Here is a 16,024-nt window from a genome sequence, read left to right on the forward strand (position 1 = left end):
GCGGCGTTTCAGGCCAGTGCCGCCACGAAGGCCTCATAGGTCCCGTCGGCGTCGAGATCGTCCGTGGGCACCAGCAGCGCCTCCGGACGCTCGGCGAGATACGCGGTCAGGTGGTCGTGGATCCGCGCCAGCACCACCCGCCCGCCCTGGCGCACCACCAGGTCGTCGATGTCCCGGTGGTGACCGGAGGCGACCCGCCCGTCGAACCGGGTGGCCATCTCCGCCTTGCCCACCGTCAGCACGACCTCGCGGTACTCCGCCCCGGCGCGGGCGGCCGCCGCCTCGAAGCGGCCGGCCTGCTCGACGTTGGTCACCAGCTGCGGCATCACCACGTCGTGCCCGGACCGCAGGTGGGTCTCCGCCATGCTGATCGCCAGCTCCCGCGCCGGGCCCAGCGTGCCGTAGAAGTCGTCCCGCCAGCCGCCGATCAGGCTCACCACCTGGTCGATGTCCAGGTTCAGCACACCGGGGTGCGCCTCCGCATACCGCCGCGCCAATGTCGACTTGCCGACCGCCGACGGTCCGTTCAGGTGCACAAAGCGCGTCATCGGCTCACCGGCCGGATCCCCGGCCACCGCCCATCCGCGGCCAGTTTCCTGGTCACCTCGACGATGCCCGCCCGTACCGCGGCGACCGAATCCCGCGGCTCGTACAGCTCGGTCGAAGCACGCACCGCGACGTGCCGCCGCAGCGACGGGTCCACGATCCGCCGCACCCCCAGCTCCGGCCCGTGCCCGGCGACCACCGACAACGGCAGGATCGTGCACGCCTGCCCGCTTTCCGCGATCCGCACCATCGTGCCGAGCGACTCCACGTCGGCGACCACGGTCGGTACCAGGCCGTGCCCGGCGAACGCCCGATCGATCAGCGTGCGCAGGTTGCTGCGGGCACCCGGCGTCACCAGCGGCACCGACCGCAGCTCCAGCAACGACACCTCGTCGTCCGAGCGCGGCCGCGGCGACGGCTGCCCGATCAGGTACAGCTCCTCCGAGTACAGCGGCGTCTCCCCCGGCCGCGGCGCGTCGTTCTCGGGATACACCGCGGCCAGGTCCAGCCTGCCGACCAGCAGCAGTTCGTGGATGTACCCGCTCATCGACTCGAACAACTGCAGGTGGATGCCCGGGTGGTGCGCCTTCGTCCAGGAGAACAACTCCGCCGCCAGCGGCGTGGCCACCGTCGTCGGCAGGCCGACCGCGACCGGCCCGTGGATGTGGTGACGCCCGTTGGCGGCGGTCTCGGACAGCCGGTCGAACTGCCGGACCAGTTGCTGGGCGTCGCGGTACAGCGCGCTTCCCGCCGAGGTCGGCACCACGCCCCGCGGCCCCCGGTCCAGCAGGCGCACCCCGAGGTGCGCCTCCAGCTGCGCCATCCGCTGGCTGATCGCGGGCTGGGAGACGTGCAGCCGCGCGGCCGCACGCGACAGGCTGCCCGCTTCGACCACGGCGATGAGGTCGCGCAGGTGGGCGATGTCCACGCTCCCCTCCCCTCAGCCGGCGCGCTCCGCCTCCCGGACGATCCGCCTGGCCCGTTCGACCACCGGGCGATCGATCATCTCACCGTCCACGGACGCGGCGCCTTCGAGGCCGACGGCCAGCACCCGCCGCGCCCACGCCACCTCCTCCGCCGAAGGCGCAAAAGCCGCGTGGACCAGCGGGATCTGCACCGGGTGAATGCACAGCTTGCCGCCGAAACCCCAGCCCTTCGCGTGCGCCGCGTCCGAGGTGACGGCCTCGGTGTCGCGAATGGCCGTGGTGACGCCGTCGACCGGCGCGGGCAGCGAACTGACCACCGACCAGCGGACGAGGTCGCTGCGTGCCGGGCCGAGCGCGGCGTCGTCGGTCACGCCCAGGTCCAGTGCCAGGTCGATGCTGCCGAACAGCAGGCGGACCACCGGTTCGGCACCCGCGATCTCGGCCAGGTTCACCAGCCCGCGTGCCGACTCGATCAGCGGGAGCACCGGCCCGCCGACCGCCCGCAGGTCTTCGGCGGATTCCGCCTTGGGCACCACCACGGCGGCCGGGCTCAGCTCACGGCACAGCGCCAGGTCGTCCGCCGCTTCCGGGGTGCCGATCGCGTTGATCCGCACCACCACGGGCACCGGCGGGTCCGGCGGCCAGTGCGCCCGCAACGCGGCACGCGCGGCCGCCTTGTCCGCGGCCGCCACGGCGTCTTCGAGATCGATGATCACCACGTCGGCACCGCTGGCGGTGGCCTTGGTGAACCGCTCCGGCTTGGTCGCGGGCACGAACAGCCAGCTGACCGCCGTGGCGAGCGCGCCGGTCACGCCACGCCCTCCGCGACCAGCTCGTCGATGTCCACTTCGGACAGTCCGAGCCCGGCCAGTATCGAGCGGGTGTGCGCGCCCAGTTCCGGCACCGGGTCCATGCGGGGCTCGGCGGTGACCAGGCCTGGCAGGGCCAGCGAAGGGACCGGCCCGGCCGGGGTGCCGACCTCGTGCCAGCGTCCGCGGGCGGCGAGCTGCGGGTGCGCCCAGACCTCGGCCATCGTATTGACCCTGGCGTGGGCGACCGGGATCGCGGCGAGCAGGTCCATCGCCTCGGCGGCGGTCAGCTCGGCGAACCGCGCGGAGACGAGCGCGCCCAGCGCCTCGCGGTTCCGGTTGCGGTCGGCGTTGGTGACGTAGTCGGGATCGGTGGCGATTTCGGGGCGGGACAGGAACTTCTCGCAGAAGGCACGCCACTCGCGCTCGTTCTGGATGCTCATCATCACCACCCCGCCGTCCCCGGCTTCGAACGGGCCGTACGGGTAGATCGTGGCGTGCGCGGCGCCCGCGCGCACCGGCGGCGGCGCGCCGTCGTAGGCGTAGTAGAGCGGAAAACCCATCCACTCCACGGTTGCCTCCAGCATCGACACGTCGAGGTGCGCGCCCTGCCCGGTCCGGCCGCGTTCCAGCAGCGCGGCGAGGATCGAGCTGTAGGCGTACATGCCCGCGGCGATGTCCGACACCGAAATGCCCGCCTTGGCCATGTCGTCCCCGTTGCCGGTGACGGACAGCAGCCCGGCTTCGCTCTGCACCAGCAGGTCGTAGGCCTTCATGGTTTCGTAGGGTCCCGGCGTGCCGTAGCCGGAAATGTCGCAGACGATCAGTTCCGGGTGCTCCGCCCGCAGTTCTTCGGCGCCGAGCCCGGCACGAGCCGCCGCGCCGGGTGCCAGGTTCTGGATGAACACGTCGGCCTCAGCCAGCAATTGCCGCAGGATTTCCTTGCCACGCGGCTTTTTGATGTCGAGCGTGAGCGATTCCTTGTTCCGGTTCACCCAGACAAAATGGGAACTGAGGCCGTTCACGCGCGTGTCGTAGGCGCGCGCGAAATCACCGGCACCCGGGCGTTCCACCTTGATCACCCTGGCGCCGAGATCGGCCAGGTGACGGCTGGCGTAGGGCGCGGCGATCGCCTGCTCCAGCGAAACAACGGTCACTCCACGGAGGGGCTGCATATCCTTCTTCCTGCCGGTCACACCACAAAGCTGAGGGCCGAAACGAGCACGAGCGAAACCACCGACGCCAGCGCGGTGACAAAGGTGAGCGCCTTCAGCGCGCCCCTGGTGGTGACGCCGAGCATGGTCTGGAACATCCAGAAGAAATTGCTGTTCACGTGCAGCGCGAACAACGCACCGGAACCGATCGCGAGGCCGAGCACCGCGGGCGGCACGTCGAGCCCGCCCATGATCGGGGCCAGGATGCCCGCCGCGGTGATCGCGGCGACCGAGATCGAGCCGATGGCCAGGTGCAGCACGGCCGCGACCAGCCAGGCCAGCAGGATCGTCACCACCACCGGCACGCCGGCCTCAGCGGAGAAGAAGCCGCCGAGCACGTCTTCGAGGCCGGTTTTGCCGATGACCGCGCCCAGCGAGCCGCCGACACCGGTGATCAGCAGGATCTGGCCGGTGGAGTTGAAGCCGGTGGACATCGACTCGGCGACCCGGTCGCGGCCGAGCGTCCGGCGGGCCAGCAGGTACGAGCCGAGCAGGCCGACGAACAAGGCGAACACCGGGTCACCGAGGAAGGCGAGCACGCTGGACTCGACACCGGCCGCCTCGGTGATCGCGCCGGTGGCGATGAGCAGCAGCGGCACCACGATCGGCAGCAGCGAGACGGGCAGCGGCGGCAGGCGGCGCACCGGCGCCTCGGCCTCGGGCGGCTCCGGGAATTCGATCGCCGATTCGTCCTTGGCGGCGTTCCAGAACCCGCGCTTGAGCAGCCAGCCGTAGATCAGCATGGTGAGCACCACGGTGATCGGCCCGAGCACGAACCCGTAACCCAGCATCGCGCCCAGCGGCAGGTCGAGCAGGCCCGCGATGGCGACGGTACCGAGGCCGGGCACCACAAAAACGTAGCCGACGAGAATGCCCGCGGTCAGCGAGCCGCCCATCATGGCGAGCCCGTGGCGCCCCATCTTCGGCGCCGCGGCGCGGGCCAGCGGGGCCGCGAGCACCAGCTGCACGTCCACGTAGATCGACGGGAAAACGGTGCTCAGCACCACGCCGAGCACGTGCGGGATCTTCCGCGGTCCCAGTCCGCGCATCAGCAGTTCGACCAGCTTCTGCAGGGCTCCCATGGCGTGGAGCAGTGACCCCAGCAGCACACCGAACCCGATGAGGAGGCCGACCTCGGCCATGATGTCGCCGAATCCCTCGGCGACGGCTTTGATGGTGCCGTCGAACCCCAGTCCGCCGGTGAGCCCGAGGTAGAGCGAGCCGACGACCAGTGCGATGACCGGGTCCACCCTGGTCACCAGGATGAGCAGCACCACACCGACGATCGCGATCGCCGTGTGCAACACAATCAACGTGCCAGTTCCTCTCCCGCGAAGGCCGGGCCGCCTCGTCGCGACCCGCCCGTGCTGCGAGATCAGAACACAGCGGTCCGGCCCCCGGTAGGCGGCAATTCCCAAGACCGCCATAAGGAACGCTGATACCCCGGAGTCGCGTGTGGACGCTGGGGCGGTCAGGCGTCCTGCGGCAGGACGGTGCGGAGCATGCCTTCGAACTCGGCGGCCGTCGGCGGGTGGTCGGTCAGCAGCGCCTGGAGCATCACCCCGTCGACCAGGCCGACGAACGTGCGGATCCGCACCGCGTCGCCGGTGAACCGGGACGCGAAGTCCGCCACCGCGCGCATCCAGCGGTCGGTGGACGGCCGCAGCGTGGCGTCCTTCGCGGCCAGCAGGTACAGCTCGTACTCGGCGAGCAGCCGGGCCGGGCCGCGGACCACCTCGGCCATTAGTTCGGCCAGTGCGCGCAGGCTGTCCGCGCCCCCGCCCGCGTCGGCGGCCAGGCGGTGCATGCGGTCCGCGTCCTCATCCATGCAGCGGGTCAGCGCCGCGGTGAGCAGGTCCTGGATGCTGGCGAAGTAGTACGCGGCCGAGGTCGCGGGCTGCCCGGCTTCCTTGGCCACCGTCCGGTGGCTCACCCCCGCCACGCCGTCGCGGCCGACGATCCGCAGCGTCGCCTCGATGAGCTCCTGCTTGCGGCGTTCGCCCTTGATCCGGCGGCCGTCCCGCTCGGCAGGCATGGCACCTCCACCCTGGTGATCGGCATCAGGGTAACCGGTGCGCGAGCGCGCGGTGGCCGGCCAGTGCGATCACCACCGCCGCGCCGCCCGCGACCACGGCCACGGTGAACCCGCCGGACGGCCCGAAGCCCTCGACCGCCTGGCCCGCCACCGCGGCGCCGAGCGCGACCCCGACGTTCAGGCCGGTGAGCGCCCACGTCATGCCTTCGGTGAGCGCCGACGCGGGCACGATCCGCTCCACCAGCGTCATGATCACGATCATGCTGGGCGCGAAGAAAACGCCCGCGAAGAACACCGTCGCCGCCAGCCCGGTGACGCTGGTGACCAGCAGCATCGGCACCGTGGTGAGCGCGGTGCCCAGCGTGCCGAGCAGCAGCAGGCGCGGCAGCGGCACGGTCAGCTTGAGCCCGCCGAACACCAGCCCGGCGACCGCGGACCCGATGGCGTACACCGAAACCACCACGCCCGCCGCCATGGTGTTGCCGTGGGCTTCGGCGAAGGCGATGCTCACCACGTCCACCGTGCCGACGATGGTGCCGCCCGCGGTCAGCACCAGTACCAGCACCACCATGGCCGGATCGCGGATCACCGATCTGGCGGGCCCCGCAGGGGCGACGTGCACGGGCGGTTCGGTGGCGCGCTGGGCGGTGAACAGCAGCGTGCCCACGGCGAGCAGCACGGCCGCCACCAGCGGTCCCGCCTGCGGGAACAGCGTGGTGCACAAGGCGACCGACAACGCCGGGCCGAAGACGTAGGTGATCTCGTCGACCACCGATTCGAACGAGAACGCGGTGTGCAGCCGCGCGGACTCCCGGTACAGGTGCGACCAGCGGGCGCGGACCATCGCGGCCAGGTTGGGCAGGCAGCCCGCGGGCACGGCGAAGACGAACAGCAGCCAGACCGGTGCCCCGAAACTGGCGCACAGCAGCAACATCCCGAGCGCGGACACGCTGACTCCGCACGCGGGCAGCAGCACGCGGCTTTGCCCACGGCGGTCGACGATCCGGGAGAGCTGCGGGCCGAGCAGGGCCATCGACAGCGTGAAGCAGGCCGAGACCGCGCCCGCCAGCGCGTAGTCGCCGCGGAGCTGCGACAGCATCGTGATCAGGCCGATGCCGGTCATCGGCACCGCGGTCCTGGCCACGAGTGCGGTGACGGTGAACGCCAGCGAGCCGCGGGCGGCGAACAGCTCGCGGTAGGGATTGGCCATGGCAGCGGGCCCTTCGACGGGAGAAACTTGAACGATCGTTAGATTTGTCTACCAGAGCCCGGCGCCGGCTGGCAAGCGAGGAAACCGCCGTGAAAGCGGGGTGGGCCAGCATGGCCACCGCAACGACGGCGAAAGGGGAGATCGTGTCGATCATCAGCAAGTTCGTCACCGGCTCGGTGGCGGTGCTGGCACTCGGGCTCGCGGGTGGCCTGGCCGCACCGGCGGCCGCGGCTTCGGCGGCCCAGGCGGTGCCGGTGTCCAGCGTGGACCCGTGTGCGAAGTACCTCAAGCAGGCCCGCGACCACGAGGCGGCGGCCAAGGAACACCTGGTCGCGGCGGACAAGGCGAAGAAGGCGGGCGACGCCAAGCTCGCCGAGTACCACCGGAAGCGGGCCGCGGAACGCCAGGCGGCGGCGAAGGCGGCCTACGCGGCGTACAACAAGTGCCGGACGTGAGCCCCGGTTTTGTCGGTGGGGTCGGCTAGCTTGCCACCGTGCTGACGATGGAGCTGGCCCAGTTCAAGATCCACGAGGGCGCCGAGGCGCAGCTGGTGGCCGAGCGCCCGGCGATGGTGGCCGCGCTGCGACGGCGTTTCCCCGGCTGCGTCGCGGCCTACCTCACCAAGGAGGACGACGGCAGTTGGCTGGACGTGGTCCTCTGGCGCAGCCGGGCCGAAGCCGAAGAAGCGGCGCGGACGGTCATTCGGTGCCGGAGTGTGCTTCGTGGTTCCGCCACATTTTGTCCTCGGGAGGGCTGCGCCACACCGAAATCGTGGCGGCCTGGCCACCGCCGTAGTCCGCGGTTTCAGGCGACGAGGCCGCTCAGCTGAGCCAGGCGCCCCTCGCCATTGTGAACCTTCTTTACGCCTTCGGCAGCAATGGCTCGACAGCCTCAGCGAGCTTCCCGGCTTCTTGGCACGCTTCGTCGGTCGACCTACCGGTTCCCAAAACAACGGTCACCCCGGTGCGTGCCTTCGCGGCCACCTCGAAAAACACCTCACAGGAGCCACCGTCTTCCTTGTCCTGCCCTTTTACCTGCTTGGCGCTGCGACCGTTGAGCCGCGCATCGTAGGTTCGCGCCGGATCACTGCGCAGGTCATCAAGCCCTTGCTGGTCATCCAGGTCCAGGGCCACCGCGAAACTGGTTTTTTCGGTAGCACACCCGTTGTGACTACCGGCATTCTGCACATATCCTGGCTTGAAACCCTGTCCCTCGAGAGCCTTGTCCAGGATTTCACACGCCTTGATACCGCCGAAGACTCCATCACCGCCAGCTGACGGCGGGGATCCCGGACTTGGCATGGTGGTCGCGCCGAGGCCACTGGTCGGCATCGCCTGCCCGTTGCGCTCTTCCGAGCAAGCCGACAACGCCACCAGCAGCGTGGCACCAACAAGAATGTAGGACTTCCGGCTCACTCGGAATCGACCGCCTTGGATGCGAAGCTCTGTCCGTATTTTCGGCGAACGCCGCGATGAAACGCCGCCCAGTCCAACACGCTAGCAGCCATACCCACGTGCACGGGAGCGTTCCGGCGAAGTCCCAGCTTTCGACGTAAATCGCAGTCAACCTGCTGCAGTTTGGCTCCACCGGTCTCCCGCACCACACCGGGAGCGACGAAACCGGTCAGCCGAGCCAGTGCCCGTCCCGCATTAGGGTGCGGCCCTGCAGTTCGTTCTCTTCTCGCCAAGCCTGGACGCGTCGCGGGCGGATTCGGAAGTACTGGTAAGGCGTCTCCAGTGCACGCGGATCGAACCCGGTGCGCGCCGCGAACTCGTCGCCTGTTTTCGCGTCGATGTCCACCGGTTCGGCGACGCCGTCGACGATGACCACATCGCGCGTCGGCCCGAGGCTGAGGCGGACCCGCGGGTCGGCCAGCAGGTTGCGGCTGGTGACCGACGCGCGCGGGGTCGAGACGAGAAAAGTCGTGCCGTCCCAGTGGAACGAGAGCGGAACGAGGTGGGCGCCGCCCGGCGTGCCCGACGTCGCGACCCACAGGTCGACGTCTGTCTCCAGCTTCCGCCAGGTGTCCCGCAGCCGCTCCTCGAGTCCGCGCGCCTTCACTGGGCGAAGGCCTTTTCGCGCTGCCAGGCGAAACCGTCGGGATCGGTGAACGAGCCCGCCTCGCCGACGATGGTGATCCCGTGCGAGCCGCTGCCCTCCGGCGGCACCCCCGCGGCCTTGGCCAGCGCGCGCCGCCGGTACAGGCCCAGCTTGATCGGGCCCGTCCCGGTGTCGAACTCGACGTACATGCGGCCGAAGCTCTTCGCCACGGCGATCCCGTGCTCGGCGTAGAACCGCTTGCTCGCGGCCACGTCCTCGGTGCCCAGCAGCAGCACGAGGTCGCCGATCTCCCTGGTCGCCGGGCCGGTGTCCTTCTTCGCCGAGGTGGCGACCTTCCAGATCGCCCCGTCCGGCGCCCGCACCACGCCGCCGTATCCCCACATCGACTTCTCGGCGGGCTTGAGCGCGGTGGCCCCGGCGTCCACAGCGGACCGGACAAAGCTGTCCACAGTGGACGGCTGGGCCACGGTGAGCGACATCGTGTACCCGCGGAAGCCGGTGCCGGGCGTCGCGGTCCGCAGGCCCACGCGGGTTTCGTCCAGGTCGAAGGCCGCGGCGTAGAAGCGCCGGGCGGCCGCGGTGTCGGTCACGTCGAGCACGATGGATTCGATGATTGCCATGGCGATCACGCTAGATCCGGCGCCCCCGCCGGCGCTTCTCGATTCCTGACCGGCTCAGGCGACCTCCTGGATGCGCACCATGTTGCCCGCCGGATCGCGGAACGCGCAGTCACGCACACCGTACGGCTGCTCGACCGGCTCCTGGACCACCTCGCCGCCCCCGGCCCGCACCTTCTCGAAGGTGCCGTCGAGGTCCCGGCTGGCCAGCAGGATCCAGCCGTAGGTGCCCTTGGCCATCATCCGCGCGATGGTGGCCCGCTCCTCCTCGCTGATCCCGGGATCGGCGGCGGGCGGCGCGAGCAGGATGGAGGTGGGCTGCCCGGCGGGACCGACCGTGATCCAGCGCATCTTCCCCTGCCCGACGTCGCTGCGGACCTCGAAACCGAGGGTGTCGCGGTAGAAGGACAGCGACGCCTCCGGGTCCTCGTGCGGCAGGACCGTCGTGTGAATCGTGATGTCCATGACCAGCATGCTAAGCGCGCTCAGGGCACCCGGCCGGTGATCGCGACGATCCGATCGAGTGGTGCGGCGTCGGCCGGTACTTCGACCGGCAGCCCCCACAGTTCCGGCAGCGGCGCGCGCGGCACGAACTCGGCGACGTGGTCCAGGCACGCGCGCAGGGTGCCGGACGGTGGGTCGAACGGCTGCCCGGTGGCCTTGGCCAGGTCCCAGCCGTGCACCATCAGCTCGGTCAGCGCGATCCGGCCCCACGTCCGCTTCGGCAGCTCCAGCCCGGCCGTGCCCGCCACGCCCTGCCACTCCACCGGATCACTCCAGGCCCGCCGGAGCGCGGCGAGTTGCCGGGCGAGGCGAACCCGCCACCCGTTTTCCAGGCCGGTGACCGGTTCCCCTTCTTCTTCCCCGCGCCCCATCGCGGCAAAGCCCTGTGTCACCTCGTCGACGTGCGCGATGAGGTCGGCCACGGTGTAGTCGGCACACGGGGTCGGCAACGCGAGCTGGTCGTCGGCGATGCCCATCAGCACCTCGGCCATCGCCGCGCACGCGGGCGCCAGGTCGAGCTCCGCGACGCAGTCGACCGCGCGCACTTCGACCGGCCAGCCCGTGCCCTCCCCCAGCCGCGCCGCGACCTCCGTGGCCCGGTCGAGCCCGGCGCAGTCGACCAGCCAGTACCCGGCCAGCACCTCCTGCGTCTCGGCGAACGGCCCGTCGGTGACCACCGGAATCCCCTGCGTCAGCTCGATCCGCCTGGCTTCCGCCGGCTGCGCGAGCCCCTGCGCCTCGCCGAACTCGCCCGACTCACGCAGCTCGCGGTTGAACTCGTCCAGGAAGGCGGCCGCCCTGTCGTCACCGGCGTCGCGCTGCGTGCCGTACACCAAGATCAAGTACTTCATCCCGTTCCTTCCACCTCGCGACGCCAGGATGCGCCGCCACACCCGAGACGTCGGAACCGGCCCCGCCGATCGGACACCGCTTGCGCCGCCAGGTAAGAGTCTTGTAGACTCAAACTATGCTCACCAGGGAAGACGCCGTGAAGATGGTCGAAGAGGCAGGTGACGCCGCCGCGTTGTTCGACCGCGACCCGGCGACCGCGCACCGCCGCTACCGCGAACTCGCGGCCGCACTGCACCCGGACCGCAACCCCGGCGACACGCGTGCCCACCAGGCGGCCGCCACGCTCAACCGCCTCTACGACAGCTGGAAGCGGCCACGGCACCAGACGGTCACCACGGCGACCTCGGCCTACCCGCTGACCGGCCCGCACGCGGTCGGCAGCATCGCGACCACCTACCGCACCACCGGCCCGCACCTGGTCAAGCTCGTCCGCAACCCGGCGCTCAACCCGCTGGTCCACGCCGAATGGACGGCCCTGCGCGCACTCGACGACCTGACCGAGCGGCACCGCTGGCTGCGCCCGTACTACCCGCGCCTGATCGACACCTCAGGCCCGGTGGCTCGCGGCGACCGCGCGTTCACCGTGCTCGAACCGCTCATCGACGGGTTCACCACGCTCGCGGAGGTCAAGAAGGCCTTTCCCGGCGGGCTCGACGGCCGTGACTACGCCTGGATGCACCGGCGCCTGCTGCGTGCCGTGGCGGGTGCGCATCGCGCGGGGCTCGTGCACGGGCACATCACCGCGGACAACGTCCTGGTCCACCCGCGACAGCACGGCATCGTGCTCGTCGGCTGGTCGTTCGCCGTCGGCAACGGCGAACTTCCGTCCGCAGTGGACAAATCCACCCACTACCCGCCGGAGGTCCACAACGGACAACCTGTCACCACGGCCACCGACGTCCACATGCTGCACACGATGATGGCGGACCTGCTGGCACCGGGCGAACAGCGGCAGCGCACCTTCGCCACCTGGTGCACGCAGGACTCCCCCGCCCAGCGCCCCGACGCCGTCGACCTGCTCGACGAGTACGACGAACTGCTCGACGAGCTCTACGGCCCGCGCACCTTCAGACCTTTCGAAATCCCCGAGACAGGAGCCTGACCATGGGATACGGACACTGGGACGACAACGCCTACGCCGCGGCGAAGACCTTCCGCGCCGCCAAGGGCGAAGACGACTTCGGCTACACCGCGAACCTGCGGGCCAAGCCCGCGAAGGAATGGCGCGTCGCGCCCGCGCTCGACCCGAAAAACGCGATCCGGGAATGCCGCGATTCGGCCGACCACGCCGATTCGACGCCGATCGCGGTGCTGTTCGACGTCACCGGCTCGATGCGCCGCGTGCCGCGGATCATGCAGGGCAAGCTCGGCAAGCTGCACGGGCTGATCCAGCGCAAGGGCTACCTGGCCGATCCGCAGGTGCTCTTCGGCGCCATCGGGGACGCCGACAGCGACCGGGTTCCGTTGCAGGTCGGGCAGTTCGAGTCGGACAACCGGATGGACGAGCAGCTGCGCACCATCTTTCTCGAAGGCGGTGGCGGCGGGCAGAAGAGCGAGTCGTACGAACTGGCCGCCTACTTCATGGCACGGCACGTGGTCACCGACGCGTGGCAGAAGCGCGGCCGCAAGGGCTACCTGTTCATCATCGGCGACGAGCTGAACAAGCCTTCGCTGCGGGCGAAGCACGTGCGCCGGATCATCGGCGACGACGTGCACCAGGACATCGACCCGGCGTCGGTGTACCGCGAGCTGGCGCGCAAGTGGAATGTCTACTACGTGCTGCCGAACCAGTCGTCGTACTACAACGATCCCGAGATCGGTGCGCACTGGAGCGGGCTGCTCGGGCAGAACTTCCTCAAGCTCGATGACCCCGGCGCGGTGTGCGAGCTGATCGCGGCCACCATCGGGCTGGAGGAGCAGGTGGTCGACGTCGACGGCGCGCTGGCCGATCTCGCCGACATCGGCTCGGCCGCCGAGGGCGCGGCGGTCGGCAAGGCGCTGACCAGGCTGGGCGGCCGGTCGGTGGTCACCTCGGCGGTGCCGGAGCCCGGCGGGCCGGACGACGTGGTGCTGCGGTGAACGGGCACGTGGTGGTGGTCGGGCTCGGCTTCGGTGACGAGGGCAAGGGCGCGGTTGTCGACGCCCTCTGCGCCGACCGGCCCACCACCGCCGTCGTCCGCTTCAACGGCGGCGCGCAGGCGGCGCACAACGTGGTGGCCGAGGGGCGGCACCACACGTTCAGCCAGTTCGGGGCGGGCACGTTCGCCGGCGTGCCCACCCACCTGTCGCGGTTCGTGCTGGTCGAGCCGTTCGCGCTGGCCACCGAAGCACGTCAGCTGGAAGCGGCCGGGGTGCGGAACCCGCTCGCGCTGCTGAGCGTGGACGGCGACGCGCTGCTCACCACGCCGTTCCACATCCACGCCAACCGCGCCCGCGAGGACGCTCGCGGGAACGAGCGGCACGGTTCGTGCGGGAAGGGCATCGGCGAGACCGTCTGGTATTCGCTGCTGGCCGGGGCCTCGCCGGGCGAGGTGGTGGAAGGCCAGGAAGTGCTGGGAGAACCGGGATCGGCGCCGACGGTCGCCGACTGCACGCGACCCGCCGTGCTGCGCCGCAAGCTCGACGCGCTGGCCCGGTTCTACGCGCCGCTGGCCTCGCCGCGGCACAGCGTGGACGAACTCGTGGCGCTGTACCGCGACTTCGCCGGCGCCGTGCGGATCACCGACGGCGGCGAAACCGGGCGGCTGGCCGACGCGGGCCGGGTGGTGTTCGAGGGCGCGCAGGGGGTGCTCCTCGACCAGCACCACGGCTTCCACCCGCACACGACCTGGTCCACCACCACCCCGCACAACGCGCGTGAGCTGCTGGGCGGGCGGCCGCACACCGTGCTCGGCGTGACGCGCACCTACCACACCAGGCACGGCGCGGGCCCGTTCCCGACCGAGGACGCGGCCCTGCTCGGCCGGTTCCCGGAGGTCCACAATGGACTGGGGCGGTACCAGGGGGCGTGGCGGGTCGGTCACCTCGACGCGACGCTGCTGGACTACGCGATCGCGGCCTGCGACGGGGTCGACGCGCTGGCGGTGACCCATCTCGACGCGGACGGCCCGCGCGTGGTCCTCGAACCCGGCTCGCCCGCGGTCGACCTGGACGATCCGCTGGCGTGGTTCGGCGCGCGGCGGCCGGTCGCGCTCGCCGGGTACGGGCCGGACCGCGCCGACTACCGGGCGCCGGTCACAATCTGCGGGTGATCGAGTCGACGCCGGTGTCCGTGGATGTGCTGGTTTTGCGGTTCGACCCGGGGGCGCGGACCGTGCTGCTGGGGGTGGCGCCGCGTGCCGCCGAGCCGTTCCGGGGTGAGTTGGCGCTGCCCGGGGTGCTGCTCGGGCTCGGGGAGCGGCTGCGGGAGGCGGGGACGCGGGCGGTGGTCGGCAAGCTCGGGCTGCCGTCGGCCGCGCTGACCGGGATCGGGCAGCTGAGGACCTTCGACGAGCCTTCGCGCGACCCGCGCGGCCCGACGCTGTCCATCGCCCTGTGGGCGACGGCGAACTCCGCCGGTGAGGGGGTGCGGTGGTGCACGCTGGACGAGGTGCCGCCGCTGGCTTTCGACCACAACCGGATCGTCGCGGACTGCGCGCCGCTGCTGGCGGACCTGCTGTGGCGGCACGTGGAATTCACCGCAGGGTTGATGGGGAACGGCTTCACCACGGCGCAGGCGCTGGACGCCACCGAGGCGCTGACCGGCGACCGGCCCTACCCGGCCAACCTGGGACGGACGATGGAACGGGTCCCCGGCCTGCGCCGAACCGCAGAACACGCGGCGGCCCTGCCGAAGGGCGGGCGCCCCCCTTCCCTGTGGCGCTGGGACTGATCGCGCGCTTTCGCACAGGGTGGCGCCGGGACGACGCGGCGCAACCGGCCCGACGGCGAGGCACGGGCAGCGGCCCGGCCGAGACGCAAGCCACGAGGCACGCGGCCCGGAGGCGAGGCGCGCCCGGCGGCGAGGCGGGGGCACAAGCGGCGGGCACGCGCGGCCCGGCCGAGGCTCGAGCCGCAGGGCACGCGCGGCGGGGCCGAGTGCGGCAGCGGCCGAGTGCGGCGGCGGCCGAGGCGCGGCGTGCGAGCTGGGCGAGGCGCGCGAGCTGGCGCGGCGCGCGAGCTGGCGCGGCGCGCGAGCTGGGCGAGGCGCGCGAGCTGGCGCGGCGCGCGGGCTGGGCGCGGCGCGAGCCGCGGGGGCGAGCGGCCAGCCGATGGCGCGCCGCCGGAGCAGGGTGAGTGCGGCGCCTCGGACACGAATGTGGCTTTGGGGGCGGATTTCGCCCCGAAAGCCACATTCGTGTCCGGGCGGCGCTCCGAAAGCCACATTCGTGTCGGGGTGGCGTGACAGGGAGGCGGCGGGTGTCACCCGGGCTCGCCAGCGCGCGGGAACACGGGGCGCGAGGTGCTGGGCGGGTCGGGGCGGCCGTGCAGGCGGCTCGCCAGCGCGGGGCGGGGTGGCACTGTCACGAAAGCCACATTCGAGACGCCAAACGTCTCGAAAGCCACATTCGTGACACCACCGGCGGCGCCGCCTACGAAGCGGGGGCTTCCAGCGCGGCCAGTAGCACGCGTTGCAGCGTGTCGAAGGCGCGTTCCAGGTCCACGTGCCCAGGTGCCAGCCGCCATTGCTGGTGGATGCCCATGATCGCGCCCAGTACCACCACGCCGACATCCTCCGGGGTTACGCCGTCCGGGAGGCGGTGGCCTTCGTACGGTTGCGCGGCCCACGCCGCCACATACGAACGCATGGCCGCGTGCAGGTCGACATAGCGATCGTGCACCGGTGAGTCCTCGTTCATCGCGTCCGCGAGCAGGCTCACCATCAGCTTCGTCGTCGGCATCCGGACGAAGGCGGCGCCCTGCGCCGCGAGGTCCCGCAGGCCGTCCGGGCCGGGGCGCCGCGGCTCCGCGGTGTTGCGCGCGACCAGGTCGAAGGCGTGCTCGACCACCGCGAGCAGCAGCCCCTCTTTATTACCGAAGTGCCACGGGATCGACCCGCGGCTGATCCCGGCGCGGTCGGCGATGTCGGCCACCGTGGTCTGCCGGTAACCCCGGTCGGCGAACGCGGACGCGGCCGCCTCGATCAGCAGCCGGCGGCTCTCCTGACTGGTCTCCGCGCGGCGGGTCGGCATCGTTCTCCTCGTGACCTGGCTCTCCGCGCCACAGGCTAGCGCATATGCCCGCCGTCTGATTCTATGTTGACCGACATAG

19 protein-coding genes are annotated in these 16,024 nt (G+C 71.2%); 6 read left to right on the forward strand and 13 right to left on the reverse strand.

Features of this window, described 5'->3' with window-relative positions:
• Positions 1–8: 8 nt before the first annotated feature.
• The 7 genes from A4R43_RS21375 to A4R43_RS21405 all read right to left on the reverse strand — a co-directional run bounded on the left by A4R43_RS21375 (position 9) and on the right by A4R43_RS21405 (position 6,740).
• Complete coding sequence (locus A4R43_RS21375; protein WP_162788537.1) at positions 9–548, reverse strand: AAA family ATPase; 540 nt, start codon at positions 546–548, stop codon at positions 9–11.
• A complete protein-coding gene (locus A4R43_RS21380; protein WP_113693962.1) occupies positions 545–1,474 on the reverse strand; it encodes a LysR substrate-binding domain-containing protein in 930 nt (309 codons plus the stop codon). The genes A4R43_RS21375 and A4R43_RS21380 overlap by 4 nt, the downstream gene beginning before the upstream one ends.
• 12 nt (positions 1,475–1,486) lie before the next feature.
• On the reverse strand, positions 1,487–2,284 hold the full coding sequence (locus A4R43_RS21385) for an HpcH/HpaI aldolase/citrate lyase family protein (protein WP_113693963.1): 798 nt from the start codon (positions 2,282–2,284) through the stop codon (positions 1,487–1,489).
• Positions 2,281–3,456 (reverse strand): CaiB/BaiF CoA transferase family protein, encoded by a 1,176-nt coding sequence (locus A4R43_RS21390; protein ID WP_113693964.1) that lies wholly within the window; start codon positions 3,454–3,456, stop codon positions 2,281–2,283. The genes A4R43_RS21385 and A4R43_RS21390 overlap by 4 nt, the downstream gene beginning before the upstream one ends.
• Before the next feature lie 17 nt (positions 3,457–3,473).
• Positions 3,474–4,802, reverse strand: a complete 1,329-nt coding sequence (locus A4R43_RS21395) for a GntP family permease (RefSeq protein ID WP_236809254.1) — start codon at positions 4,800–4,802, stop codon at positions 3,474–3,476.
• A gap of 164 nt (positions 4,803–4,966) precedes the next feature.
• Positions 4,967–5,530, reverse strand: a complete 564-nt coding sequence (locus tag A4R43_RS21400; RefSeq protein ID WP_113693966.1) for a TetR/AcrR family transcriptional regulator — start codon at positions 5,528–5,530, stop codon at positions 4,967–4,969.
• A gap of 25 nt (positions 5,531–5,555) precedes the next feature.
• Complete coding sequence (locus A4R43_RS21405) at positions 5,556–6,740, reverse strand: MFS transporter (protein ID WP_113693967.1); 1,185 nt, start codon at positions 6,738–6,740, stop codon at positions 5,556–5,558.
• A 110-nt stretch (positions 6,741–6,850) separates the two neighbouring features.
• Between A4R43_RS21405 and A4R43_RS21410 the strand changes: the two genes are divergently transcribed.
• Positions 6,851–7,195, forward strand: coding sequence for a hypothetical protein (locus tag A4R43_RS21410; protein ID WP_113693968.1), 345 nt, complete (start codon positions 6,851–6,853; stop codon positions 7,193–7,195).
• A gap of 47 nt (positions 7,196–7,242) precedes the next feature.
• A complete protein-coding gene (locus tag A4R43_RS21415; protein WP_236809255.1) occupies positions 7,243–7,569 on the forward strand; it encodes an antibiotic biosynthesis monooxygenase in 327 nt (108 codons plus the stop codon).
• Between the two features lie 31 nt (positions 7,570–7,600).
• Here A4R43_RS21415 and A4R43_RS21420 read toward each other — a convergent pair whose 3' ends face one another.
• The 5 genes from A4R43_RS21420 to A4R43_RS44045 all read right to left on the reverse strand — a co-directional run bounded on the left by A4R43_RS21420 (position 7,601) and on the right by A4R43_RS44045 (position 10,773).
• Positions 7,601–8,155, reverse strand: a complete 555-nt coding sequence (locus tag A4R43_RS21420; protein WP_113693970.1) for a DUF3558 family protein — start codon at positions 8,153–8,155, stop codon at positions 7,601–7,603.
• Between the two features lie 208 nt (positions 8,156–8,363).
• Positions 8,364–8,801 carry a pyridoxamine 5'-phosphate oxidase family protein gene (locus tag A4R43_RS21425; RefSeq protein ID WP_113693971.1) on the reverse strand — a complete coding sequence of 146 codons (438 nt, stop codon included), beginning with the start codon at positions 8,799–8,801 and terminating at the stop codon, positions 8,364–8,366.
• A complete protein-coding gene (locus A4R43_RS21430; RefSeq protein WP_113697780.1) occupies positions 8,798–9,421 on the reverse strand; it encodes a VOC family protein in 624 nt (207 codons plus the stop codon). The genes A4R43_RS21425 and A4R43_RS21430 overlap by 4 nt, the downstream gene beginning before the upstream one ends.
• Before the next feature lie 54 nt (positions 9,422–9,475).
• Positions 9,476–9,883 (reverse strand): VOC family protein, encoded by a 408-nt coding sequence (locus A4R43_RS21435; protein WP_113697781.1) that lies wholly within the window; start codon positions 9,881–9,883, stop codon positions 9,476–9,478.
• A 20-nt stretch (positions 9,884–9,903) separates the two neighbouring features.
• Positions 9,904–10,773 (reverse strand): TIGR03086 family metal-binding protein, encoded by an 870-nt coding sequence (locus A4R43_RS44045; protein WP_113693972.1) that lies wholly within the window; start codon positions 10,771–10,773, stop codon positions 9,904–9,906.
• 116 nt (positions 10,774–10,889) lie between these two features.
• Here A4R43_RS44045 and A4R43_RS21445 point away from each other — a divergent pair, with 116 nt between their 5' ends.
• From A4R43_RS21445 to A4R43_RS21460, 4 genes are read left to right on the forward strand one after another with little or no spacing between them, the layout of a single operon-like run.
• Positions 10,890–11,876 carry an adenylate cyclase gene (locus tag A4R43_RS21445; protein WP_113693973.1) on the forward strand — a complete coding sequence of 329 codons (987 nt, stop codon included), beginning with the start codon at positions 10,890–10,892 and terminating at the stop codon, positions 11,874–11,876.
• Between the two features lie 2 nt (positions 11,877–11,878).
• Entirely contained in the window at positions 11,879–12,853 is a 975-nt protein-coding gene (locus tag A4R43_RS21450) for a hypothetical protein (protein WP_113693974.1), read from the forward strand.
• On the forward strand, positions 12,850–14,025 hold the full coding sequence (locus tag A4R43_RS21455; RefSeq protein ID WP_113693975.1) for an adenylosuccinate synthetase: 1,176 nt from the start codon (positions 12,850–12,852) through the stop codon (positions 14,023–14,025). Before A4R43_RS21450 ends, A4R43_RS21455 begins: the two co-directional genes overlap by 4 nt.
• Positions 14,022–14,645 (forward strand): NUDIX hydrolase, encoded by a 624-nt coding sequence (locus A4R43_RS21460; RefSeq protein ID WP_113693976.1) that lies wholly within the window; start codon positions 14,022–14,024, stop codon positions 14,643–14,645. Before A4R43_RS21455 ends, A4R43_RS21460 begins: the two co-directional genes overlap by 4 nt.
• A 700-nt stretch (positions 14,646–15,345) precedes the next feature.
• Here A4R43_RS21460 and A4R43_RS21465 read toward each other — a convergent pair.
• Positions 15,346–15,945: a TetR/AcrR family transcriptional regulator gene (locus A4R43_RS21465; RefSeq protein ID WP_113693977.1), complete on the reverse strand. Its 600-nt coding sequence runs from the start codon at positions 15,943–15,945 to the stop codon at positions 15,346–15,348.
• Between the last annotated feature and the right edge of the window lie 79 nt (positions 15,946–16,024).

The sequence above is a fragment of the Amycolatopsis albispora genome (assembly GCF_003312875.1).
Lineage (GTDB): Bacteria > Actinomycetota > Actinomycetes > Mycobacteriales > Pseudonocardiaceae > Amycolatopsis > Amycolatopsis albispora.

Coding starts and splice junctions, on each gene's coding strand:
- A4R43_RS21375 (WP_162788537.1), bottom strand. CDS start 548: ATGACGCGCTTTGTGCACCTGAACGGACCGTCGGCGGTCGGCAAGTCG.
- A4R43_RS21390 (WP_113693964.1), bottom strand. CDS start 3,456: ATGCAGCCCCTCCGTGGAGTGACCGTTGTTTCGCTGGAGCAGGCGATC.
- A4R43_RS21400 (WP_113693966.1), bottom strand. CDS start 5,530: ATGCCTGCCGAGCGGGACGGCCGCCGGATCAAGGGCGAACGCCGCAAG.
- A4R43_RS21405 (WP_113693967.1), bottom strand. CDS start 6,740: ATGGCCAATCCCTACCGCGAGCTGTTCGCCGCCCGCGGCTCGCTGGCG.
- A4R43_RS21410 (WP_113693968.1), top strand. CDS start 6,851: ATGGCCACCGCAACGACGGCGAAAGGGGAGATCGTGTCGATCATCAGC.
- A4R43_RS21415 (WP_236809255.1), top strand. CDS start 7,243: ATGGAGCTGGCCCAGTTCAAGATCCACGAGGGCGCCGAGGCGCAGCTG.
- A4R43_RS21430 (WP_113697780.1), bottom strand. CDS start 9,421: ATGGCAATCATCGAATCCATCGTGCTCGACGTGACCGACACCGCGGCC.
- A4R43_RS21435 (WP_113697781.1), bottom strand. CDS start 9,883: ATGGACATCACGATTCACACGACGGTCCTGCCGCACGAGGACCCGGAG.
- A4R43_RS44045 (WP_113693972.1), bottom strand. CDS start 10,773: ATGAAGTACTTGATCTTGGTGTACGGCACGCAGCGCGACGCCGGTGAC.
- A4R43_RS21445 (WP_113693973.1), top strand. CDS start 10,890: ATGCTCACCAGGGAAGACGCCGTGAAGATGGTCGAAGAGGCAGGTGAC.
- A4R43_RS21450 (WP_113693974.1), top strand. CDS start 11,879: ATGGGATACGGACACTGGGACGACAACGCCTACGCCGCGGCGAAGACC.
- A4R43_RS21465 (WP_113693977.1), bottom strand. CDS start 15,945: ATGCCGACCCGCCGCGCGGAGACCAGTCAGGAGAGCCGCCGGCTGCTG.